Genomic DNA, 22,499 nt, shown 5'->3' on the forward strand with positions numbered 1-22,499 from the left:
ACACGCCACGCCCGCATGACTCACGAGGGGACCGAAAGGTTGTGCGCCGCCTTAGAAGACGGTCCCGGGGCCGATCAGGGCCGGCTGCCGGTCCAGCGTTTCGGGGGTCTTGAAGGGGGCGACGACCTTGCCCGAGGTGGCGTAGTAGCGGCCCGTGGCGGGCCCGATGGCGTAGAGGTCCACCCTGCGGTCCCCGTTCTTGTCGCCGAAGGGCGCGAGGTGGGTGAACTGCTGCCAGCCGCCGCCGATCCGGGTGCGGGCGGCGAAGGTGCCGTCGCCCTTGCCGAGGTAGAGCCAGAGGACGCCGTCCCGGTCGCGGGCGAGGAGGTCGCCGCTCGTGGTTCCGGCGACGTGCCCGGGGGCGGTGAGGAGGTTGTAGACCTGCCAGCCGCCGCCGATCTTCACGCGGGGCTTGAAGGGGCGGGCGGTGTCGCCGGTGGAGGCGTAGAACCACAGGACGCCGGAGGTGTCGGTGGCGAGGAGGTCACCGCGTCCGTCGCCGTTGAGGTCGGAGCCGCCGGTGATCTTGTTGTAGACCTGCCAGCCGCCGCCGACCTTCGTGCGCGGGAGCAGCTTCTGGCCGGTGCCCTTGTGCATCCACAGGACGCCGGCGCGGTCCCGGCCCACGATCGTGCGGTCGGAGGGCGAGGCCATGAGCGTGTACGTGTTCCAGCCGGTGTGCAGGACCGTCGGCTCCAGCGAAGACGTCCCGGGCACACGGGTCCGGTACATCTGCCAGGTGTCGTACGCCTTCAGGGTGCCGTCGGTGTCGCGCACGAGGACGTCCGCGACACCGTTCTCGTCGTGGTCGCGGGCCGCCGTCGGCCGGTCGATGGTGAAGGCGCCGGTCCGCTCGATGCCCGGGCCGACGTCGAACCTCTCCGCGGCCGTCAGCTTCCACGTGTACGCGCCGCTGTACACACCCTTGCCGAACACGAACCGGTTGCCCAGGTAGAAGTCGAGCTTCGGAGTCAGGGAGAAGGCGTGCCTGACCTCCTCGCGCCCGGTGGCGGTGTGGACCAGCGTGAGGGTTCCGAACGCGGGGCGGGTGAACGTCCAGCTCAGGACCTCGTGATCGTCCGGCTCGCCGAGCGTGAAGGTCCGGGGCACCTCCTGGCTCACCACGGCGAAGTCCGGCAGGCGCCCGCTGCTCGCCACGAGCTCCGTGACGGGCACGCCGTCCGCGCCCACCGTCACCCGGTAGACGCCCTCCTCACGCGCGAGGACGCCCTTCACCAGGAACGAGCCGTCGGCACCGGCCCTCACCTCGTCGGCGCGGTCGAGGACGTACTGGACCCGGTCGTCGGCCAGCGAGCGGAGGGCGAGAGGTATGCGTTCGCCCGGCCGCCCGGGGAAGGTGGTGTGTGCCATCCAGCCCTTCGAGAACACGGGCGCGGACGCGGCGTGGGCCCCCTCCACGATCCGGGAACCGCCCGTCGCCACGTCGAGGAGGTGGAAGTGGGTGCGGTCTTCGTTGCGCGTCCAGTCGTACCAGGCGAGGTGGGTCTTCGACCCGCCGATGGCGTCCACCGAGGCGTTGTCGGCGGTGGCGGTGGCGACCACCTTGGCCGAGGCGACGTCCACCAGGTGGAAGGTGGCGTCGCCGCTGGTCACGGTGAACGCCTCCGCGCCGTTGGGCATCCGGTAGGACTTGGGGCCCGCCGGCAGGCCGGTGACGTCGCGGCGGACGTCCTGGTCGCCGACCTTGTCCAGCAGGTACGCCCCGTCCGCGTCGTACATCACGAGCGTCGAGCCCGAGACGCCCAGGAGGGTGCCGGCGCCCTTCAGGACGACGGGTTCGGCGTCCGAGCCCATGTCACGCAGGACGAGCGTGTCGTCGGGGCCGTCCTGCGCGATCATGTCGCTCCCGGTGGAGCCGACGTAGCCGCCACCGGCCAGCGGGGTGACCGTGCCGTCATACCCCCTCCAGGCGAACGGCGCCTCGGCCACGCCCGTCTCGTACAGGAAGCCGGTCTTCCCGGCGCTGACGAGCTTGCCCGCCTTCGGGAAGAGGGCGACGTCCTGGGTGGCCTCCGGGAGCGCGGTCACCGGCGCGGCGGGCGGTGCCGCGACGGCCGCCGGGGCGGTCAGCAGGGTGCCGGTCACGGCCGCGGCGGTGAGGACGGCGGCGGTGAGACGGCGGTGGGAGGTGCGGTGGTTCAACGCGACCCTTTCGGCTGGGAGTCGGGAGTCGGGAGCCGGCAGATGAGGATTGAGGGAGCGGGCCTCAGAAAACGGTCTTGAACGCAGCTTCGGACCGGGGGCCGAGGGAGGTCGGGGTGCCATAGGGGCGGTCGACCGAGCCGGTGGTCGGGTAGAACCGGGAGCCGCCCGGTCCGATCGCGTACAGGTCCATCCGGCCGTCGTCGCTCCCGTCCCGGCTTCCGTCGCCGAAGGGCGCGAGGTGGGTGAACTGCTGCCAGCCGCCGCCGACCTTGCGGCGGGCGGTGAAGGTGCCGTCGCCCTTGCCGAGGTAGAGCCAGAGGACGCCGTCCCGGTCGCGGGCGAGGAGGTCGCCGCCGGTGGCTCCGGCGATGTTCCCGGGGGCGGTGAGGAGGTTGTAGATCTGCCAGCCGCCGCCGACCCGGACGCGCGGCTTGAAGGGGCGGGTGGTGTCGCCGGTGGAGGCGTAGAACCACAGGACGCCGGCCGTGTCGGTGGCGAGGAGGTCGCCGCGTCCGTCGTTGTTGAGGTCGGAGCCGCCGGTGATCTTGTTGTAGACCTGCCAGCCGCCGCCGACCTTCGTGCGCGGCAGCAGCTTCTGGCCCGTGCCCTTGTGCATCCACAGCACGCCGTCGCGGTCCCGGCCGACGATCGTGCGGTCGGAGGGCGAGGCGACGAGCGAGTACGTGTTCCAGCCGGTGTGCAGGACGGTCGGGGTCGGGTCGGCCGTGCCGATCTCGCGCAGCTGCTTGGTCTCGTACGCGGACAACTGCCCGGCGCCGTCCCGGACGAGGAGGTCGGGGAAGCCGTTCTCGTCGTGGTCGCGGGCCACCTCGGAGCGCTTGACGGTGAGGGTGCCGGTCCGCTCGACGGCCGGGCCGACGTTGTCCGTCTCCTTGGCCGTCATCGTCCAGGTGTACTCGCCGCTGTAGTCGGCCATGTCCCGCCACCCGCCGTAACCGGCCCACGCGAAGCGGTAGGTGGGCGGCGGGCTGTGGTAGCCGGACCTGAGGACGGTCTGCCGGCCGGTGGCCTTGTGGGTCAGGGTGAGCGTGGGCTCCACGCGGTGGTTGAAGTCCCAGGCGAACCGCCCCCAGCTCTCCGGGGTGGTGAAGTCGACGACCGACGGCACCTCCTCCGTGGTCACGGCGAGGTCCGGGAGGCGCCCGCTGCTCGCCACGAGCTCCGCGACGGGCTTGCCGTCCGCGCCGACGGTGACGCGGTAGACCCCCTCCACCCGGTCGAGGGTGCCGTCGACGAGGAACGCGCCGTCCGCCCCGGGCCGCACGCCACGGACGCGGTCCAGGACGGTCACCTCCCGGCCGTCGGCGAGGGAACGCAGGGTGAGCCCGGAGGGTCCGCCCGCCAGCCACGCCTCCGAGAGCGCCGTCGACTCGAACGAGCCGAACGCGTCCAGGACCTCGACCTCGCCGGTCCTGACGTCGAGGAGGTGGAACGATCCGCCGTCGTCGGCGGGCGTGTAGTCGTACCAGGTCATGTGGGTCTTCGACCCGGCGACGGACTCGAAGCCGAGGACGTGGTTGCGGGCCTCCACGGTCTTGACCACCGAGGCCGTGGAGACGTGCACCAGCGAGAGGAAGTCCGCCGAGGTCTGGGACGACGACACGGTCAGCGCCCCCGGGGCGGTGCTGCGCACGCGCAGGGAGCCCGACGGCAGCCCGGTCACCGTGCGGCGGACGACCTCGCCCCCGGCCCCGCTCACCAGATGGATCCCCTGCGCGTCCTGCACGACGAGCGTCGCGTCCACGACGCCCAGGAGCGTGCCGGGCGTGGAGACGACGACCGGTTCGGCGTCCGACCCCATGTCGCGCAGGACGTACGTGCCGTCGCCCTTGTCCTCCACGATCGTGTCGGTCCCGGCGGCGCCGAGGTAGCGGGCGCCGGGCAGCGGGGTGACGGTCCCGTCGTACGAGGTCCAGAAGTACGGCGCCGCGGCCGTCCCCGACCGCGCGAGGAAGCCGGTCCTCCCGCCGTCGAGCAGCGTGGCGCCCTTCGGGAAGGGCGCCACGTCCTGTGCGGCCGTGGCGGCGGTCACGGCGGCGGTCACGGCGGAGGGCGCGGCGGCGGCCGGGCCGGTGAGCGCGCCGACGGTCGCGGTGGCGAGCACGGCGGCGCCCGCGGCGGTCAGCCGGAGCCGGGTGGTGCGGGTGCGGGACACGGTGGTGGCCTCCAGGGGCGGGGAGTCGCGGGCGGGCGGCGGACGGGGCCGTGGTTCAGGAGAAGAGGTTGTACGACCCGCCCGCGAACTGTCCGGTGCCGATCCGCGTCAGGTCGAACGGCGCCTCCTGCTTGCCCGTGCCCCGGAAGGAGAACGTCTTCCGGGTGGCGGGCTCGTAGGCGAGGAGGTCGTTCGTCGCGTCGCCGTCGAACCGCCCGGCGCCGACCAGCTCGCCGTAGCGGCCGAAGCCGGAAGCGACCCTGGTGCGGCCCGTGAAGGTGCCGTCGCCCCTGCCGAGGTACAGCCAGAGGACGCCGTCCTTGTCGCGGGCGACCAGGTCGCCGGCGGCCGTGCCGCCGAGGTTCCCGGTGCCGACGAGCTGGTTGTAGACCTGCCAGCCGCCGCCGATCCTCTTCCGGGTGGCGAAGGGGGCGTTGACGTTGCCGGTGGCGGCGTACAGGTACAGGACACCGGTCTTGTCGGCGGCGACGAGGTCGGGGCGGCCGTCGCCGGTGAAGTCGGAGCCGCCGGCGAGGTGTTCGTACGTCTGCCAGCCGCCGCCGATCTTCACCCGGCCGAGGAAGCCGCCGCGGCCGTTGCCCTGGTAGAGCCAGAGGACGCCCGTCTTGTCGCGGGCGACGAGGTCGGCGTGGGCGGTGCCGGCGAGGTTGCCGGTGGCCTCGATCCGGTCGTAGATCTGCCAGCCGCCGCCGACGGCCCCGGAGTCGTGCGTCCGCAGGACACCGGAGGCGTCGCGGGCCAGCAGGTCGGAGGAGCCGTTGTCGTCGAAGTCGTGCTGCCTCGGCGCGCGCTTCACGGTGAACGAGCCCGACCGCTTGACCGGCTCTCCGAAGCCGCCGCCGGACACGGCGGTCGACTCCCAGGTGTACGCGCCGTTGTAGGCGGCGAGGGACCCCTTCGGGTCGGTGGCGTTACCGGAGTTGAGGGTGCCGTCCCAGTCCCAGCCCATCGGGATGCCGTCCGGGAAGCGGCCGTCGGCGCCCGCGTCCTGGAAGAGCTCCACCTTCGTGTGGGTCTTGCCGGTGCGGGTGTGCGTGATCGTCCGGCTGTACGTGGCGCCCTGGTGGTTGAAGTACTGCATGAAGGGGACGCGCGCCCACGCCCGGTCCAGGTCGATCGTCCCGGAGGGCAGCGTGGGGGCGGTCACCTCCGCGAGCTCGGCGGGGTAGTCGCCGACCGCCATCAGGCGTGCCGTCGGCGTGCCGTCCGCGCCGGCGGAGACGCGGAAGACGCCGTCGCCGGTGCCGATCTCGCCGCCGCTGACCAGCAGGTCGCCGTCGGCGGCGGGGGTGATGGCCCGGACGTGGTCGAGCAGCCGCGTCGTGCCGCCGGTCTTCATGTCCACGATGTTCAGGGCGAGCAGCGGCGACGGGCCGAGCGCCCGGCTGCCGTCCGGGTAGGAGTGGACGAGCCGGTCGCCGAGGAAGGCGACGAGGCTGTACTTGGCGGCCGGGAAGGTCTTCTTCGCGCCGTCGGCGAGGGCGCGCACCACTATCTGCGCCTTGCCCGTCGCCGGGTCGTACTCGCTCCAGGCGAGGTGCGTGGCGGAGAGGGCGAGGCCCGACCTGGTGGCGAGCGGCGCCGCGTGGTCCACCGCGACGGAGGCGGTGGCGAGGTCGATCGTGCCCCGGTGCTCGACGCCGTCGGGGCCCTTGTAGCTGAGCAGGCCGTGGGTGGCAGTGCCCGGCGTCACCCGCATGTACGTGGAGCCGGCCGGGATGCCGGTCACCAGGCGGCTGCCGTGCTCCGCGGTGTACATGCGCAGCTTCTGCCCGCTGCCCCAGGACGTGAGGAAGACGGCGGTTCCCGTGAACCCGCCGCAGGTCTCGCCGGCTTCCATGGGGACGGTGAGGACGGTGGTGTCCGTGGCCATGTTCCGCACCGTGGCGTTCGGCTGGGTGCACGACAGCATGGTGTCGCCGACGACCAGGTCCTGCCAGATGGAGCCGACCGGCGTCCGGGTGCCGTCGGAGTACCGGACCCAGGCCTCTTCCTCGCTGCTGTAGGCGTTCTCCACGAAGAACCCGGCCGTGCCGGAGCCGATGGCGTTGGCGTGGTGAGGGATCGTCAGGACACCCTCGCCCGGGGCGGGGGCGTCGGCGGCGGTCGCCGCCGGGGCGGCGAGCGTGCCGGCGCCGAGCGTCGCGGCGAGGACCGTGGCGGCGGCGCCGAGAAGGCGACGGCCGCGGACGGGACGAACGGAAGTCAAGGACGTCCTCCAGGAACGAGGCAGGGCGGCCCGCACATGTGTACGGACCGCCCTGGGAGACTCCCGGCCGGGACGGATGGTTGTACGGGGTTCGCTCCGGGTTCCCGTCCCCGTCACCCGCCCACGGCGTCAGGCGACGGCGGTGAACCTGGTGCCCTGGCCCGCGTAGAGGTCGGTGCCCATGCGGACGAAGGGCCGGGTGCCGGAGCCGGTCGACCGGTACACGAAGGTGCCGCCCGCCCCGTACGCGACCAGGTCCGGGCGCCCGTCGGCGTCGACGTCCCCGGCGCCGACGAGCTGGGAGAAGGCCCCCCAGCCGCCGCCGACGTGGATCCGGCCGGCGAAGGTGCCGTCGCCCTTGCCGAGGTAGAGCCAGAGGACGCCGTCCTTGCCGCGGGCGACCAGGTCGCCGGCGGCGGCTCCGGCGATGTCGCCGACGGCGGTGAGCTGGTCGTAGACGCCCCAGCCGCCGCCGACCCGCACCCGGGTGGCGAAGGGCCGGGCGCCGTCGCCCGTGCCCTTGTAGGACCACAGGACGCCGGAGGTGTCGGTGGCGAGCAGGTCGGAGCGCCCGTCGCCGTCGAGGTCCGAGCCGCCGGTGATCTTGTTGTAGGCCCCCCAGCCGGCGCCGATCCGCGTGCGGGGGGTGAAGGTGCCGTCGCCCTTGCCGAGGTAGTGCCACAGGACGCCGGACCCGTCGAGCGCGACCAGGTCGCCGTGGGCGGCGCCGCCGGTGCTTCCGACCGCCTCGATCTGCCGGTACGTGTTCCACCCGGAGCCGATCCGGGTCCGCTGGGCGGTCCTGGCCAGGCCGTTCACCGGCCGGTCCCGCAGGTCGTCACGCCACAGGACGCCGGCGGCGTCCCGGGCGAGGACGTCGGTGGAGCCGTTGTTCGTGTGGTCGTGCGGGTTGGGCGTGCGGGAGAGGGTCATCCGCGAGCGCGCGTAGGTGCTCTCGGTGACGCCGTCGAGCGGCGTCACCTCGGCCTCCACGGCGTAGGCGCCGTTCGGCCCGTCGACGTCGCCGATGTGGCCGTCCCAGGCGAAGGAGAAGTGTTCGTCGCCCGTGGGGGAGTGGGCGAACTGCTGGTACTGCCTGCCCGTCGCGGTGTGCGTGAGCGTGACGAGGATGTACGCGGCGGGGTCCGACAGCGTCCATCCCAGGGTCACTTCGCCGCCGGTCCTGTCGAGGTTCACCGTGGCGGGCACCTGGGACCCGAGGACCGTCACCGGCTCCGCGACGGGACCCGACGGCGCCGCGAAGGCGGCCGGCGCGGCGGCGAGCGTGCCGGCACCGAGGGCCGTGACGGCGAGGACCGCCGCGACGGCGGTCGCCAGGCGGGCGCGCGTGGTGCGGTGCTGCAAGTGAACCCCCATGAGGAAGACCGGGCGCGGCACGTACGCGCGTGCCGCGCCCGGTCAGACTCACGAGGCGATCGACGGGTTGTACGGGTCACGCCAGGTGGTCGTACGCGGCCCCGGCATGGAGGTCCGTGAGGACCCGGGCGCGGAAGGGACGCCGCCAGTCGCCGGTGCCGGAGTACAGGTAGACGCGCTTGGAGGCGGGGTCGTGGGCGAGGACGTCGTTCCTGCCGTCGTGGTCGACGTCCCCCGCGCCGGTGATCTGGCCGTAGACCTGCCAGCCGCCGCCGACGGGCTTGCGGGCGGCGAAGGTGCCGTCGCCCTTGCCGAGGTAGAGCCACAGCGCGCCGGAGGCGTCGCGGGCGACGAGGTCGGCGCCGGGGGCGCCGCCGACGTCGCCGACGGCGGTGAGCTGGTTGTAGATGCCCCAGCCGGTGCCGATCTGCCTGCGGGGCCTGTAGGGGCGGTCCACCAGCCCGGTGCTCTCGTAGACGAAGAGCCGGCCGGCCGTGTCGACGGCGACGAGGTCGTCGCCGCCGTCCTCGTTCAGGTCCTCGCCGCCGGCGAGCTTGACGTACGTCTGCCAGCCGCCGCCGACCTTCGTGCGGGGGTGGAACCCGCCCTTGCCGTCGGCCTTGTGCAGCCAGAGGACGCCGGCCGTGTCCCGCGTGACGACGTCCGCGTGGAGACCGATGCCGATGGGGTCGCCGACGGCCTCGATCTTGTTGTAGGCCCCCCAGCCTCCGCTGACGGCCTTCCGGCTCCGCCCGTCCCCGGCGCTGTCCCGCCACAGCGTTCCCGACGCGTCCCGGCCGAGCAGGTCCGGGTAGCCGTCGGTGTCGACGTCGTGGACGAACGCATCGGCGGAGGCGCTGCGCGCGAGGAGCGCGACGACGGGCCTGCCGAGCGCGTCGAGCGTGACGCGGTGGACGCCGGCCGTCCCCGCCCGGCTGCCCTGGACGACGACCGCCGTGCCGTCGGGAGCGGCGAGCACGCTGTCCGCGCGCGTGAAGAGCGTGACCGTCTCGCCCGTCTTCAGGTGCCGGGCCGAGCCCCCGTACAGCAGCCAGTCGCCGAGCAGGCCCAGCGGGAGGGAGGCGGCGGTGGAGGTCACGGGGACGACGGTGTCCGCCCCGGTGGCCCGGTCGCGGACCACCACGCGGCGCGGGGTGGTGGCGGTGGCCGCCTCGCTCCAGGCGACCCGGGTCGCGGAGAGGGCCTCCGCGCCCGGGTACGACTCCTTGACGGTCGCGGTGGCCAGATCGAGGACCCCCCACCGCGTCTCCCCGGCGGCGGTCCGGTAGTCGAGCAGCCCGGACGCGGTGGTGCCCGGACGCACCTTCGCGGGCGAGCTCCCCTCGGGCAGCCCCGTGATCTCGCGGGGAGCGGCGTCCTTCGTGTCGAGCCACAGCCGGTCCCGCGCGTCCCGCAGCGCGATGGCGGAACCGGCGGTGCCCGCGTACAGGGGGTCCAGGGTGCCGGGCAGCTCCTCCGCGCGCGTACTGAAGGACTCTCCCGTGGCCATGTTCCAGGCCCGCCCGTCGTACCCGTCCTCCGACTGGACCAGCACGTCGCCGGAGGTCTCGGTGATCCCGTCGTAGGGCCAGTAGGTGAAGTCGCGGTGGTCGCCGCCCGCGTACGGGATCCAGCGGAGGATGTCGAAGTCGTCGTAGGGCCCGACGCGGACGAAGAAGCCCTGTGTCCCCGCGCCGCGCAGGGTGGTGCCGGGGGTGAGCGAGCGGACGGGGCCCACTGCGGCCGACCCGGCCGTCGTGGTCGCGGCCGAGGCCGCCGGTGCGGCGAGCGCGCCCGCCCCGACGGTCAGGGCCAGCACGGCGGCGACGGCGGCGGCGAGACGGGTGGTGCGGGCGGGACGGACGGGGCCGGCGGTGGCGGTGCTGCGGTACTGCAAGGGAGCCCTCCGGGATGGAAAGACCGGGCACGGACGTGCCGTGCCCGGTCGGACCCGCAGGGGAGGCGAAAGGTTGTACGGGGCGGACCGCGCCTCAGCCGCCCTCCCGCCGCTCCACCACCCCCCGCGCGTACGCCGCCTGCCCCGCGTGCTGGAGGTCCTCCGCGATCACCGAGACCAGCCGGACGCCGAGGGTCACGGGCGGGTCCCAGGCGGTGTCGACGACCCGGTCCAGGTCCGCGTTCGTGACGGGGGCGAGGAGCGTGGCCGTCCGGTCGTGGACGGCGTCGTGGTAGCCGAGCAGCAGTTCCGCCGGCGCCCGTACGGCTCCGACCTGCGCGGACGTATGGCCGTAACCGGTCGCGGACGGCGGGAACGGCAGGCCGAAGCGGTCCCGCCAGCCGTCGGAGCGCCACAGCTGCTCCGTCCCGAAGGCGCCCGCCAGATGGTCGTCCTGGATGCGGGTGAGGTGCCAGACGAGCCAGGCGATCGAGTTGGCGTCCGGGTCGATCCGGGCGGCGAGGTCGTCCTCGCCGAGGCCGTCCACGGCCTCGTGGACGGCCTCCCGGATCCTGCCGAAGGAGTCGAGCAGCAGACCGGCACTGTTCATCACGCCCCCTTGGGGTCGCGCGCCGCCCGCCACCGGGCCAGCTCCGCCTCGACGTCGAAGGGCGTCAGACGGAGCGGCGGCCCGGCCGGCGGGCGGCGCAGGGCTTCCGCGATCTTGGTGTTGATCTCGCCGAGGATCCGCCGGACCTGAGCCTCCGAGGCGGCCGCCGCGACCGCCTCGGCCGCCTCCTCGGCCTCCTTGCGCAGCCGGAGGGCGGGCGGCAGCGCCCCCATGCCCTCGCGGTGCATCTTCTGCTTGATCCACCACAGCTCGTCATAGGGCGCGGCGTCGTCGGGGAGGGGCTTGCCGAAGCCGGAGAGACGGCGGAACTCGCCGCGCTCGGCCGCCTCCCGGATCTGCTTGTCGACGAAGGACTCGAAGCTGACACCGGGCGGTTTCCGTTCGGTCATGTGTCCAGCGTACGTATCGGGGCCGGGTCGCATGTGGGGAACGCCGTCTACTGCGGCGGCCGGTCTTCCGGCACCCTGTGGTCGGTCAACGCGCGTAAACCCCTGCCCCCTCACGTCCCGGAGGACGCATGCGTCACTTGCGTACGACGAAGACCACCGCCCGGATCCCCGCCGTCGGAGCCCTGTTCGCCCTGCTCGCCGGGCTGCTCACGGTCCTCGGCACGGCCGGCACCGCGCACGCCGCGCCGCTCTTCAAGGCCCCGTTCCCCTGTGGCCAGAAATGGACGTACAGCCACCATTCGGCCGAGGTCCGCCAGGCCCTGGACTTCGTCCGCTCCGACGGCGGCGCCACCGCCGGCGCCCCCGTCCTGGCCTCGGCCTCCGGCACCGCCTACCGCTATGCGCAGCCCTCCGGCGCCGGGAACTACATCGTGGTCGACCACGGCGGCGGCTGGAAGACGTACTACTTCCACCTGAACGCCTACTCGGTCGCGAACGGCGCCGCCGTCGCCCAGGGCCAGCAGATCGGCACCACCGGCTCCACCGGCAACAGCTCCGGCGCCCACATCCACTACGAGCAGCTCTACAACGGCGTCGGCCAGCCCATCGTGATCAACGGCGTCTCCCTCGCGCCCTACCCGGGCTCGTACGGCTCCAAGCACCTGACCAGCGACAACGGCTGCTCGGGCGGGGGCGGCGGGAAGTACTGGGTGGACACCTTCGCCAACGCCACCGGCTACGCCGCCGCCAACACGAACGACCCCCAGGGCGTCCTGAACGCCGGCACGAACTACGTCTACTGCAAGGTCTGGGGCCAGGAGATCCGCGACGCCTCCGGCAACTACAACCACTGGTGGCTCCGCACCGACCTGGACACCGTCTACTCCGGCAAGAACGGCTACGGCGCCTACGTCCCGGCGTACTACCTCTCCCGCTGGGGCAACGACGAGGCACGCGACAACAACGGCACCGTCATCCCGAACTGCTGAGCCGTCCCGAACCGCCGAGCCGTCCCGGAAACGGGCAGGAGCCCCGCTCGTGCCGCACCTGCGGCACGGAGCGGGGCTCCTTGGGTACTGCTCTAGAAGATCAAGATCGCCACTACGGCGTTCAGATCGTGGTGACGTTCTCCGCCTGCGGACCCTTCGGGCCCTGCGTGACGTCGAAGCTCACCTGCTGGTTCTCCTCAAGCGAACGGAAGCCGTTCGCGTTGATCGCGGAGTAGTGGACGAAGACATCCGGGCCGCCGCCTTCCTGGGCGATGAAGCCAAAGCCCTTTTCAGCGTTGAACCACTTGACGGTTCCGGTAGCCATGAGCCCTCCTATGGGCCAAAGGGTCGCCCTGCTCCAGAACCTGCAAACAAGTCTGAAAACTACAAAAGCCTGCGGGTCACATGCTCCGCAGGCTCTGTACTGCAAGGGAAACCAAACTGCAACTTGCGTCGAGCGTAGCACGCAGTGTGCACACAGCGATAGAGGGAAAGATCACGTCACCCTCATGTTTGATCCGATCCAAACGTGCTGACGCGACACCCGATCCGTCCCGGTGTGCCCCGGCGATGTCCACCGTGCGAGACGGGGCTAGCCTCGCGATGTGGACCACGCAAACGAGAACGACGAGAGCCCGCGCAGCCGGCCCCGGGTCGGGCACATCCAGTTCCTGAACTGCCTGCCCCTCTACTGGGGCCTCGCCAGGACCGGGACGCTCCTCGATCTGGAGCTGACCAAGGACACCCCGGAGAAGCTGAGCGAGCGGCTCGTCCGGGGCGATCTGGACATCGGCCCCATCACCCTCGTCGAGTACCTCCGCAACGCCGGCGAGCTCGTCGCCCTCCCCGACATCGCGGTCGGCTGCGACGGTCCCGTCATGTCCTGCGTGATCGTCTCCCAGCGTCCCCTGGAGGAGCTGGACGGCGCCCGCGTGGCCCTCGGCTCCACCTCCCGCACCTCGGTCCGGCTCGCCCAGCTGCTGCTCGCGGAGCGGTACGGGGTCGAGCCGGCGTACTACACGTGCCCGCCCGACCTGGGGCTGATGATGCAGGAGGCCGAGGCGGCGGTGCTCATCGGCGACGCCGCCCTGCGGGCCTCGCTGCACGACGCGCCCCGGCTCGGGCTCCAGGTCCACGACCTCGGCCTCATGTGGAAGGAGTGGACGGGGCTGCCCTTCGTCTTCGCCGTCTGGGCGGCCCGCAAGGACTACCTGGCGCGCGAGCCGGAGACCGTCCACGACGTCCACCGGGCCTTCCTCGCCTCCCGCGACCTCTCCCTCGACGAGGTCACCAAGGTGGCGGAACAGGCGGCCCGCTGGGAGGCATTCGACGCCGAGCTGCTCGAACGCTACTTCCGTACGCTCGACTTCCGCTTCGGCCCCGAGCAACTCGCCGGAGTACGGGAGTTCGCCCGCCGCACCGGACCCACGACCGGATTTCCGGCGGACGTCGCCGTCGATCTGCTGCCGCCGGAATAGGAACCCCCGCCCGGGGCCCTCCACCACCCCGGGCAATTCGCCCCGGCAATTCCCGCCCGGCGTCCGCGGCGCGCGTCCCCATTCCTTCCACGGGAATCGCGCAATTGAGCGTTCACCGGAATTTCACGCGGGCGCGGACCCCGGCCCGGTCCCGCACCCCCGCTGGCGTACGCTGGGCCGGTCCGTCGACAAGCCTCCGAAAGGGACGAAACGGTGACCGAGAAGGCCGAGCTCACGTCGTCCGATGTCACAGTCGTTCTCGACCGCGCCGCCGCGGGCGGCCGCATCACCCCCGAGGAGGCGCTCGACCTGTACCGCTCGGCGCCGCTGCACGCCCTCGGCGCCGCGGCCGACGCCGTACGCCGCCGCCGCTACGCCGGTACCGAGCACATCGCGACGTACATCATCGAGCGGAACATCAACTACACCAACGTCTGCGTGACGGCCTGCAAGTTCTGCGCCTTCTACGCCGCCCCCAAGGACACCAAGAAGGGCTGGACCCGCGACCTCGACGACATCCTGCGCCGCTGCGCGGAGACCGTCGAGCTCGGCGGCACCCAGATCATGTTCCAGGGCGGCCACCACCCGGACTACGGCGTCGAGTACTACGAGAAGCACTTCGCGGCCATCAAGAAGGACTTCCCGCAGCTCGTCATCCACTCCCTCGGCGCCTCCGAGGTCGAGCACATGGCCCGCATCTCCGGCGTCTCCGTCGAGGAGGCCATCACCCGCATCCACGCCGCCGGCCTCGACTCCTTCGCCGGCGCCGGCGCGGAGCTGCTCCCCGAGCGCCCCCGCAAGGCCATCGCGCCGCTCAAGGAGTCCGGCGAGCGCTGGCTGGAGATCATGGAGATCGCCCACGAGCTGGGTGTCGAGTCGACCTCCACCATGCTCATGGGCACCGGCGAGACCAACGCCGAGCGGATCGAGCACCTGCGGATGATCCGCGACGTGCAGGACCGGACGGGTGGCTTCCGGGCCTTCATCCCGTACACGTACCAGCCCGAGAACAACCACCTCAAGGGCCGCACCCAGGCCACCCTCTTCGAGTACCTGCGGATGATCGCGATCGCCCGCCTCTTCCTCGACAACGTCGCCCACATCCAGGGCTCCTGGCTGACCACCGGCAAGGAGGTCGGCCAGCTCTCCCTGCACTACGGCGCCGACGACCTCGGCTCGATCATGCTGGAGGAGAACGTCGTCTCCTCCGCCGGTGCCAAGCACCGCTCCAACCGCCTGGAGATCATCGACCTGATCCGCAAGGCCGGCCGCGTCCCCGCCCAGCGCTCCACCACCTACGAGCACCTCGCCGTCCACGACGACCCGGCGAACGACCCGGTCGACGACCGCGTCGCCTCCCACATCTCGTCCGTGGCGATCGAGGGCGGCACCGCCCACCCCGAGCTCAAGCTCCTCGACGCGAACTGAGGCACTCCTTGCTCACCCTGCACGCCGCCGACGGGTCGCCGGAGACCGCCGTCCTCGTCGACGGCGCGCGGATCGCCGCCGTCGGCCCGTACGAGGAGCTGGCCGAGCGGAACCAGGACGCCCGCCTCCGCCGCTGGCCCGGCATCCTGCTCCCCGGCCTGCTCAACCCCTACGCCCCCGAGCTCCTGGAGCGGACCTACCACCCGGACCCGCGCGAGGCCGACACGTACGGCACCGCGCCGATCACCGGCGAGCGGGCGGCGGAGCTCCTCCGCTCCGACCCCGCCCGCCTCGGCGCCAGCGCCCGCCGGGGCGTCCAGCGGATGCTGGCCCACGGCACGGTCGCCGTCGCGGGGGAACTGCGGTCGCGGGCGGCCCAGGACGCGGTCCGCCGCGCCGGCCTGGCGACCGGACAGCGCCCGCCGAACCTCCCCGGCCCGCCGTCCTTCTCCCCGGCCCCCCTGATCCTCCTCCCGCGCCTCACCCCCGGCGCCCCCGCCCGCTTCGCCGTCTTCGACGTCCCCACCCCGGCCGACCTCGTCCGCAGGGGCGCGTCGACCTGCGTCGCCACGGTCGTCGACGGACGTCTGGTCCACCGCTCCCGCTGACTCCTCCCGCCTCCCCGTACAACCATCCGGGACCACGGCGTGTCCAACGGGTGAACACTGAGGAGGCGTTGACATGACACGCATGCGCAGGACCGTCACGGCGGCGGCGCTGGTCGCGACACTCGTGCCACTGGCGCTCACGGCGCCGGAGGCGCTCGGGGGAGCGACCGCCCACGCCGCGGTGGCGGCCACGGCGGCGGAGCCGGGGACGGTCGTCCAGGAAGGCGGCCGGCTCACCGTCCCGGCGGGCGAGGAAGGCGCGGTGACCCTGAGGTTCACCGCCACGCTCCCCGCCGGGGTGACCGGCAAGGTGAGCGGCGCCCTCCACCTGCCCGACCAGCTGGACGGCGAAGCGGGCGGCGGGGAGGTGAGCGACCGGGCGCTCGTCTCCACCTGCGCCGTCAACGGCGTCGCGTACGGAGCCTGCGCGTGGAAGTTCCCCTTCAACGACATGGGCTTCCCGTTCGACCCGCCGTCGCTCACCCTGCCGTCGGTGCCGGCGGCCACCACGCTCGCCTACGCGGTCACCCTGGACGCCGACGAGACCGCGCTGCGCCTGGGCAGCCCGGACACGAAGCGCGACCTGGACGCCCGGGTCGAGCTGAAGGACGGCACGGGCGCGGTCGTCGCCCGGGGGACCGTCCAGCTCAGCTTCGTCCCGGGCACGCCCCCGGCGGCGCAGCGCGGCACCCTGCACGCCCGGGACCGTTCCGGCGTGCTGTGGCGGTACGAGGGGACCAGCCTCACGACCAGGCCGTTCGAGCGGCGCAAGAAGGTCGGCGGCGGCTGGCAGGTGTACACCGTCATCACCCCGCTGTGGAAGCCCAACGCCGCCGGCGGGGGCGACATGGTGGCCCGCGACCGGAGCGGCGTCCTCTGGTACTACGGCGGGACGGGCAACCCCGACGCCCCGTTCAAGACCCGGGTCCGGATCGGCGGCGGCTGGAACCAGTACACCGCCATCACCGGCGACTCCGTCGGCGGCCTGGTCGCCCGTGACGCCTCCGGCGTGCTGTGGCACTACGAGACCAAGTACGGCGGCGCCGGACAGTTCTACGGCCGGGTCAAGGTCGGCGGCGGCTGGAACGCCTACAACCGGATGACCACGCTGACCGGCCCCGACGGAGCGCTGGCCCGGGACGCGGCCGGCGCGCTCTGGAAGTACGACGTCCCGCAGATCGCCCCCGGCCCGCCGTTCACCCGCAAGCAGCTCGTCGGCACCGGCTGGAACCGCTACACCGCCTTCGCCGGCACCGGCGAGCTGGGCCGGGACAAGAACGCCGACCTGGTCGCCCGCGACGCCTCCGGCAACCTCTGGCTCCACCAGGGCGAGCGCCTGTCGGAGCCCCAATGGAACCCGTCGCTCTACCCCTCCGCCGACCGCAGCCTGATCGGCGGCGGCTGGAACACGTACGACCTGCTGATCTGACGGAGCCCGTCGTGGGCGGCGGTCAGCCGCCCACGACGGCCGGCGGCAGCTTCTCCTCCACCGGCCGCGCGTCCGCCTCCTTCACCAGGTCGAGGAAGCGCGGGTCCTCGGCCACGGCGAAGAGCTGGCGCGGGGTCACCGGCGAGGACAGGCGCTCGGGCTCGACGGAGAGCCGCACACGGCTGCCGCCGTAGTTGAACCGCACGTACGCGGCCAAGGTGTCCGGCTCGTTCGCCGGCAGCGACAGCAGCTGCGCCTCGTGGTCCCCGTCGACGGCGACGGTCTCGCAGACGATCTTCCGGTCCGGCCTGTTCGGGCAGTCGCCGACGGACCGGTCGTCGGTCGGCCGCACCGACACCGTCAGCCAGAAGGGCTCCCCGCCCGCCGTGATCCGGTAGGCGGACACCTTGTCCTTGACCGGCCGGATCTCCGTGACCTTCGCCGGCAGCAGCTCGTCGAGCAGCACGGCCACGCGCTGCTGGTGGACCGCCCGGCGCTCCCGCTCGGCGGCCGACAGCCCGTCCGGGTTGTCGGGCGGGGGGACTCCCGGCGTCTCCTCCACGACCACCGGGGGATAGCTCGCGTCCGGGTCCACGCTCGGGCTCGCGCTCACCCCCGGCGACGAGGGCTGGGCGGCCGGCATCGCCGGAGCCGGGCCGTTGCCCGGCAGCAGCGTGAGCCCGAGGGCCCCGGCGGTGACCACGCCGAACGCGGCCGCCGCCGTGGCGAACCGGGCCCTGGCCCGGCGCCTGCGCCCCTCGCGCACGGCGAGCGGGACCAGGTCGGGCAGCGGCGGCAGCTCCCGCGCCGTGCGGTCCAAGGCGTCCCGGAGAGTGGTGGTGTCGTCGTCGTTCACAGCAGACCTCTTCCTCTTCCTCTTCTTCCTCGGGTCTTCAGAGCGAGAGCCCGGCGTCGGCCAGGCGTACGCGGAGACGGGCCAGCGAGCGCGAGCACTGGCTCTTCACGGTGGCCTCGCTGCACCGCAGCAGCGCGGCGACGGAGGCCACGCTCTGGTCGTCCCAGTAGCGCAGCACCACCATGGCCCGGGCCCTCGGCGGCAGTTCGGCGAGCGCGGCGAGCAGCGTCACCCGCAGCTCCGGCTGATCGGCGGCGGGCTCCCGCACGGTGCCGCCGGTGCGGGTGAGGACCAGCAGGTCCCGCAGCCGCCTGCGCCGCTCGGCCAGGAAGGTCCGGGTCAGCACGGTCTTGGCGTAGGCGTGCGGATGCTCGGCCGACCCCGCCTTCCGCCAGTGCTGGTACAGCTTCGCCAGCGTCGTCTGGGTCAGGTCCCGCGCGTGCTCCGCGTCCCCGCAGAGCAGGTACGCCGTCCGGTACAGCCGCTGCTGCGCCGTCCGCGCGAACTCCTCGAACCCGGCCGCCGACCCCACGTCCGGCACCCGGGCCGCCCGTGGGTCCACCTCGGTCGTCACTGCCATCGCACTCCCGCTCTCCTCGCCGTCGTGTGCGTGTGTCCGACCGTCCTTGAGCACCCGCACTGCCGAAAGGTTGAAGCGGTACGGGGAGAGATTCGGGCGGCTGCTTGAATGGGACGCGTGACCCGAGCCAATCTGGACAAACAGCCGCACGAAGTCGCCTCCATGTTCGACGACGTGGCGGCCAACTACGACCTCACCAACGACGTGCTGTCGCTCGGCCAGGACCGCAGATGGCGCAAGGAGGTCGCCAAGGCGGTCGACGCGCGGCCCGCGCAGAGGATCCTCGACCTCGCCGCCGGCACGGCCACCTCCTCGCAGCCCTTCGCGCGCGCGGGCGCGTACGTCGTCCCCTGCGACTTCTCCCTCGGCATGCTCCGGGTCGGCAAGCAGCGGCACCCCTGGATGCCCTTCACCGCGGGCGACGGCACCAAGCTGCCCTTCCGGGACGACGTCTTCGACGCGGTGACGATCTCCTTCGGCCTCCGCAACATCCAGGACACCGAGCAGGCGCTGCGCGAGCTGTACCGCGTGACGAAGCCCGGCGGCCGGGTCGTGATCTCGGAGTTCTCCCACCCCACGTGGGCCCCGTTCCGCACGGTGTACGAGGAGTACCTGATGCGCGCCCTGCCGCCGGTGGCCCGCGCCGTCTCCTCCAACCCCGACGCGTACGTCTACCTCGCCGAGTCCATCCGGTCCTGGCCGGACCAGCCCACCCTCGCGGGCCTCCTCCGGAAGGCCGGCTGGTCCAAGGTCGCCTGGCGCAACCTCACCGGCGGCATCGTCGCCCTCCACCGCGGCTTCAAGGCGGAGTAGCCCCCGCCGCCGTTCCGTTGTGGGCACACGTTCCGCCGGGGCGGTGCCCACAGGGACGACGGGGGCCGCCGGGCTCCGCCCCTCCGCCTCGCCCCGCGCGGCCCGTCCTAGACTTCCCTACGACCTCTTCGCCGACCTTTCGGGAGATTCGCCGTGACCGAGAAGCCCCTCTCCGAGCACAGCGCAGACGTGATCGTCGTCGGGGCGGGCCCGGCCGGCTCCACCACCGCGTACTACCTGGCGAAGGCCGGGCTCGACGTGCTGCTCCTGGAGAAGACGGCGTTCCCGCGCGAGAAGGTCTGCGGCGACGGCCTCACCCCGCGCGCCACCAAGCAGCTCGTCGCCATGGGCATCGACATCTCCGAAGAGGCCGGCTGGCTGCGGAACAAGGGCCTGCGGATCATCGGCGGGGGCGTCCGGCTCCAGCTCGACTGGCCGGACCTCGCCTCGTACCCGGACTACGGACTGGTCCGCAAGCGCGACGACTTCGACGAGATGCTGGCGCGGCAGGCGCAGAAGGCCGGCGCGCGGCTCTACGAGCGCTGCAACGTCGGCGCGCCGGTCGTCGACGAGCGCACGGGCCGCATCACCGGCGTCCACGCCAAGCTGGGCGAGGAGAAGACCGAGGTCACCTTCCACGCCCCGCTGGTCGTCGCCGCCGACGGCAACTCGACGCGCCTCTCCCTCGCGATGGGCCTGCACCGCCGCGAGGACCGCCCGATGGGCGTCGCCGTCCGCACGTACTTCACGAGCCCGCGGCACGACGACGACTACCTGGAGTCGTGGCTGGAGCTGTGGGACAAGCGCGGCGCCGAGGACCGTCTCCTCCCGGGCTACGGCTGGATCTTCGGCATGGGCGACGGCACCTCCAACGTCGGCCTCGGCATCCTCAACTCCTCCTCCGCCTTCCGCGAGCTGGACTGGCGCGAGGTGCTGAAGGCCTGGTGCGCCTCGATGCCGGAGGACTGGGGCTTCACGCCGGAGAACATGACGACGCCGATCCGCGGCGCGGCCCTCCCGATGGCCTTCAACCGCCAGCCGCACTACACGAAGGGCCTGCTGCTCGTCGGCGACGCGGGCGGCCTGGTCAACCCGTTCAACGGCGAGGGCATCGCCTACGCCATGGAGTCCGGCCAGATCGCCGCCGACGTCATCGTCCAGGCGCACGCCCGCGCGACCCCGGCCCAGCGCGAACTGGCCCTGCACAACTACCCGAAGATCCTGAAGGACACCTACGGCGGCTACTACACCCTGGGCCGCGCCTTCGTGAAGCTCATCGGCAACCCGAAGGTCATGAAGATCGCGACCCAGCGCGGTCTCACCCACCCGGTCCTGATGAAGTTCACGCTCAAGATGCTGGCGAACCTCACGGACCCGACGGGCGGGGACGCGATGGACCGCATCATCAACGGCCTGTCGAAGGTCGCCCCGAAGGCCTGACGCCACCGCACGCCGAAGGGCCGTCGCTCCCCCGAGGAGTGACGGCCCTTTCGTACGGCTCCGATCGCGGGGATCAGAGGATGCGGACGGCGCCCGACGGCGTGTCCCAGTCCAGGGAGCGCTCGACGACGCCCGTGGACGGGTTCTGCGCGCCGACGTACTTGCCGCCGCCGACGTAGATGGCGACGTGGTACGAGCCGCTGCGGCTGCCCCAGTAGAGGATGTCGCCCGGCTGGAGGTTGCTCAGGGAGACGGACGTGCCCATGCTCGACTGCGAGTACGAGATGCGGGGCAGGTCGATGCCGGCCGCGCGGTAGGCGGCCTGGACGAGGCCGGAGCAGTCCCAGGAGTTGGGGCCGGTGCCGCCGGAGACGTACGCGTCGCCGACCTGTGCCTTGGCGAAGGCGACGATGGCGGCGGCGGAGCCGGAAGCGACCTGGGTCGACTCGGAGGAGGACGCCGACGAGGACGACGAGGAGTCCGAGTCCGAGGAGGAGTCCGACGCCGAGGTGGCGGTCAGCTGGGTGCGGGCGGCGTCGCGCGAGGCGCGGGCCCGGGCCTCGGCGCGGGCCTCGGCGGCGGCGCGCTCGGCCTCCGCCTTCGCCTCGGCCTCCTTGCGGGCCTTCTCGGCGCGCTCGGCCTCGGCCTTGCGGTCCGCCTCGGCCTTGGCCTTCTTGGCGTCCTTGGCGGCCTTCTCCAGGGCGGCGGCCTCCTGGGCCTCCAGGCTCTGGTCGAGGGCCTCCTGCTCGGAGGCCTCGGCGGAGGCGGCCACGGCGCTGGCGAGGTCGGTGCCGAGCGACCCCAGCGTGGGCATCTCGATGGTCTCGGTCACCGGCTCGGCATTCGCCGGTCCGGCAGCACCGGCCACCGCGATGGTGCTGAGGACGCCACCGGCAACTCCGGCGCGGAGCGCGAGCTTCGAGGCGCTGCGGCGGGGCTTCCGGTGGCTGGGTATGTGAGCGGTCTGGGACATGGGTACAACCGCTATCAGGGCTTCACGGTTCCCTTCAAGAAACGTGGGTTGCGCCACAGTTACGACCGGAACCTTCCAATCCGGTTCCCCGTCGCCCTTATTGACGCCGTAACGGGCAATTCGGGCACGGCTCATTGTGCCCTTGATCATGGGTTTTCAATGAGATGCCCGAATTGCCCTTCGCTTACCACCTCTTCACGCCGATGGCCAAGCCCTGTTCTTTTCGGGTCCAGGCAGCGTGACGCAGGTCACATCTCCGTCTCGTGAACGCATGCACACGGAGTCGAGGCGTCCACTTCGGTCCCGCCGGCCCCTCGGACGGGCGACGCGGATGCCTATATCACCCGGATGCGTCCACTGCCAATTTGCCTGTAGGGCTCACGCCTTGATAGAGCGCCACCCCCTCCGACCAGCGATTTCCGGTCCGAATGTCACACCTGGTGATCACCTGGGCGCTTCACGCGACAAGATCACCGCTCGTACGACTTCATGATCCTTCGTCAGGTGGTAGAGATCACAAATCCGTTGGCGACCCCCGTGTCGCAGATCACAGAGGGGCGGGCTTAAGATACGCGGACGTCGGGCTTGTGAACTGCCTCACATGGGGGCGATCTTTCGAGGGACCCGACGGTGCGGTCCAACGGTCAAGGACGACTGGAAGGAGCGAGGAGCGTGAATGCGTACGCGCCCATCCTCGTGCTCGGTGCCCTGGGTGCGGGGTTTGCGATCTTCTCCGTGGTCATGGCCACGCTAATCGGTCCAAAGCGGTACAACAGGGCAAAACTTGAGGCGTACGAGTGCGGCATCGAGCCGACACCCACGCCCGCAGGCGGCGGCCGCTTCCCCATCAAGTACTACCTGACGGCGATGCTCTTCATCGTCTTCGACATCGAGATCGTCTTCCTCTACCCCTGGGCCGTCACCTTCGACGCCCTGGGGCTTTTCGGGCTCGTGGAGATGCTGCTCTTCGTGCTCACCGTCTTCGTCGCCTACGCCTACGTGTGGCGGCGCGGCGGCCTGGAATGGGACTGAGGGGCTG

The 22,499-nt window shown here is 72.3% G+C and carries 19 protein-coding genes; 8 read left to right on the forward strand and 11 right to left on the reverse strand.

Features of this window, described 5'->3' with window-relative positions:
- Nucleotides 1-51 precede the first annotated feature (51 nt).
- From ABZ621_RS05470 to ABZ621_RS05500, 7 genes are all read right to left on the reverse strand, one after another.
- Complete coding sequence (locus ABZ621_RS05470; RefSeq protein ID WP_360600986.1) at nucleotides 52-2,163, reverse strand: hypothetical protein; 2,112 nt, start codon at nucleotides 2,161-2,163, stop codon at nucleotides 52-54.
- A gap of 64 nt (nucleotides 2,164-2,227) precedes the next feature.
- The gene (locus ABZ621_RS05475; protein ID WP_360600988.1) at nucleotides 2,228-4,342 is read right to left on the reverse strand and encodes a hypothetical protein; all 2,115 of its coding nucleotides are present in this window, start codon (nucleotides 4,340-4,342) and stop codon (nucleotides 2,228-2,230) included.
- 55 nt (nucleotides 4,343-4,397) lie between these two features.
- Nucleotides 4,398-6,572 carry a VCBS repeat-containing protein gene (locus ABZ621_RS05480; protein ID WP_360600990.1) on the reverse strand — a complete coding sequence of 725 codons (2,175 nt, stop codon included), beginning with the start codon at nucleotides 6,570-6,572 and terminating at the stop codon, nucleotides 4,398-4,400.
- Nucleotides 6,573-6,701: 129 nt separating this feature from the next.
- A complete protein-coding gene (locus tag ABZ621_RS05485; RefSeq protein ID WP_360600992.1) occupies nucleotides 6,702-7,937 on the reverse strand; it encodes a VCBS repeat-containing protein in 1,236 nt (411 codons plus the stop codon).
- Between the two features lie 88 nt (nucleotides 7,938-8,025).
- Nucleotides 8,026-9,846: a VCBS repeat-containing protein gene (locus ABZ621_RS05490; RefSeq protein ID WP_360600994.1), complete on the reverse strand. Its 1,821-nt coding sequence runs from the start codon at nucleotides 9,844-9,846 to the stop codon at nucleotides 8,026-8,028.
- A 94-nt stretch (nucleotides 9,847-9,940) separates the two neighbouring features.
- Complete coding sequence (locus ABZ621_RS05495) at nucleotides 9,941-10,456, reverse strand: DUF664 domain-containing protein (RefSeq protein WP_360600996.1); 516 nt, start codon at nucleotides 10,454-10,456, stop codon at nucleotides 9,941-9,943.
- Nucleotides 10,456-10,866, reverse strand: a complete 411-nt coding sequence (locus ABZ621_RS05500; protein ID WP_360600998.1) for a DUF1992 domain-containing protein — start codon at nucleotides 10,864-10,866, stop codon at nucleotides 10,456-10,458. The genes ABZ621_RS05495 and ABZ621_RS05500 overlap by 1 nt, the downstream gene beginning before the upstream one ends.
- 128 nt (nucleotides 10,867-10,994) lie before the next feature.
- On the opposite strand from ABZ621_RS05500, the gene ABZ621_RS05505 reads away from it, so the two are divergent.
- Nucleotides 10,995-11,855, forward strand: a complete 861-nt coding sequence (locus ABZ621_RS05505; protein ID WP_360600999.1) for a M23 family metallopeptidase — start codon at nucleotides 10,995-10,997, stop codon at nucleotides 11,853-11,855.
- Between the two features lie 121 nt (nucleotides 11,856-11,976).
- On the opposite strand, the gene ABZ621_RS05510 is transcribed toward ABZ621_RS05505, so the two are convergent.
- Nucleotides 11,977-12,180, reverse strand: coding sequence for a cold-shock protein (locus ABZ621_RS05510; RefSeq protein WP_043227793.1), 204 nt, complete (start codon nucleotides 12,178-12,180; stop codon nucleotides 11,977-11,979).
- Between the two features lie 280 nt (nucleotides 12,181-12,460).
- Here ABZ621_RS05510 and ABZ621_RS05515 point away from each other — a divergent pair, with 280 nt between their 5' ends.
- From ABZ621_RS05515 to ABZ621_RS05530, 4 genes are all read left to right on the forward strand, one after another.
- Nucleotides 12,461-13,333, forward strand: a complete 873-nt coding sequence (locus ABZ621_RS05515) for a menaquinone biosynthesis protein (protein WP_360601002.1) — start codon at nucleotides 12,461-12,463, stop codon at nucleotides 13,331-13,333.
- Nucleotides 13,334-13,546: 213 nt separating this feature from the next.
- On the forward strand, nucleotides 13,547-14,761 hold the full coding sequence (gene mqnC / locus ABZ621_RS05520; protein ID WP_360601004.1) for a cyclic dehypoxanthinyl futalosine synthase: 1,215 nt from the start codon (nucleotides 13,547-13,549) through the stop codon (nucleotides 14,759-14,761).
- A gap of 8 nt (nucleotides 14,762-14,769) precedes the next feature.
- Nucleotides 14,770-15,369 carry a hypothetical protein gene (locus ABZ621_RS05525; RefSeq protein ID WP_360601006.1) on the forward strand — a complete coding sequence of 200 codons (600 nt, stop codon included), beginning with the start codon at nucleotides 14,770-14,772 and terminating at the stop codon, nucleotides 15,367-15,369.
- A gap of 73 nt (nucleotides 15,370-15,442) precedes the next feature.
- Nucleotides 15,443-16,798 (forward strand): tachylectin-related carbohydrate-binding protein, encoded by a 1,356-nt coding sequence (locus tag ABZ621_RS05530; RefSeq protein ID WP_360601008.1) that lies wholly within the window; start codon nucleotides 15,443-15,445, stop codon nucleotides 16,796-16,798.
- A gap of 22 nt (nucleotides 16,799-16,820) precedes the next feature.
- On the opposite strand, the gene ABZ621_RS05535 is transcribed toward ABZ621_RS05530, so the two are convergent.
- Nucleotides 16,821-17,654: a hypothetical protein gene (locus ABZ621_RS05535; protein ID WP_360601010.1), complete on the reverse strand. Its 834-nt coding sequence runs from the start codon at nucleotides 17,652-17,654 to the stop codon at nucleotides 16,821-16,823.
- Between the two features lie 37 nt (nucleotides 17,655-17,691).
- Nucleotides 17,692-18,234 carry a SigE family RNA polymerase sigma factor gene (locus tag ABZ621_RS05540; RefSeq protein WP_360601012.1) on the reverse strand — a complete coding sequence of 181 codons (543 nt, stop codon included), beginning with the start codon at nucleotides 18,232-18,234 and terminating at the stop codon, nucleotides 17,692-17,694.
- 117 nt (nucleotides 18,235-18,351) lie between these two features.
- Here ABZ621_RS05540 and ABZ621_RS05545 point away from each other — a divergent pair, with 117 nt between their 5' ends.
- Together ABZ621_RS05545 and ABZ621_RS05550 are read left to right on the forward strand one after the other, a co-directional pair.
- Nucleotides 18,352-19,047, forward strand: coding sequence for a demethylmenaquinone methyltransferase (locus ABZ621_RS05545; protein ID WP_360601014.1), 696 nt, complete (start codon nucleotides 18,352-18,354; stop codon nucleotides 19,045-19,047).
- 153 nt (nucleotides 19,048-19,200) lie between these two features.
- On the forward strand, nucleotides 19,201-20,487 hold the full coding sequence (locus ABZ621_RS05550; RefSeq protein ID WP_360601016.1) for a geranylgeranyl reductase family protein: 1,287 nt from the start codon (nucleotides 19,201-19,203) through the stop codon (nucleotides 20,485-20,487).
- A gap of 73 nt (nucleotides 20,488-20,560) precedes the next feature.
- Here ABZ621_RS05550 and ABZ621_RS05555 read toward each other — a convergent pair whose 3' ends face one another.
- Nucleotides 20,561-21,460 (reverse strand): C40 family peptidase, encoded by a 900-nt coding sequence (locus ABZ621_RS05555; RefSeq protein WP_360601018.1) that lies wholly within the window; start codon nucleotides 21,458-21,460, stop codon nucleotides 20,561-20,563.
- A gap of 672 nt (nucleotides 21,461-22,132) precedes the next feature.
- Here ABZ621_RS05555 and ABZ621_RS05560 point away from each other — a divergent pair.
- Entirely contained in the window at nucleotides 22,133-22,492 is a 360-nt protein-coding gene (locus tag ABZ621_RS05560) for an NADH-quinone oxidoreductase subunit A (RefSeq protein WP_030494815.1), read from the forward strand.
- Nucleotides 22,493-22,499: the final 7 nt, after the last annotated feature.

This window comes from Streptomyces sp. NPDC007863 (assembly GCF_040633895.1).
GTDB lineage: Bacteria > Actinomycetota > Actinomycetes > Streptomycetales > Streptomycetaceae > Streptomyces.

What these genes read in the sequence shown, in the direction of transcription:
- ABZ621_RS05495 (WP_360600996.1), bottom strand. Translation starts at nt 10,456, where the DNA reads ATGAACAGTGCCGGTCTGCTGCTCGACTCCTTCGGCAGGATCCGGGAG.
- ABZ621_RS05500 (WP_360600998.1), bottom strand. Translation starts at nt 10,866, where the DNA reads ATGACCGAACGGAAACCGCCCGGTGTCAGCTTCGAGTCCTTCGTCGAC.
- ABZ621_RS05505 (WP_360600999.1), top strand. Translation starts at nt 10,995, where the DNA reads ATGCGTCACTTGCGTACGACGAAGACCACCGCCCGGATCCCCGCCGTC.
- ABZ621_RS05510 (WP_043227793.1), bottom strand. Translation starts at nt 12,180, where the DNA reads ATGGCTACCGGAACCGTCAAGTGGTTCAACGCTGAAAAGGGCTTTGGC.
- ABZ621_RS05530 (WP_360601008.1), top strand. Translation starts at nt 15,443, where the DNA reads ATGACACGCATGCGCAGGACCGTCACGGCGGCGGCGCTGGTCGCGACA.
- ABZ621_RS05540 (WP_360601012.1), bottom strand. Translation starts at nt 18,234, where the DNA reads ATGGCAGTGACGACCGAGGTGGACCCACGGGCGGCCCGGGTGCCGGAC.
- ABZ621_RS05555 (WP_360601018.1), bottom strand. Translation starts at nt 21,460, where the DNA reads ATGTCCCAGACCGCTCACATACCCAGCCACCGGAAGCCCCGCCGCAGC.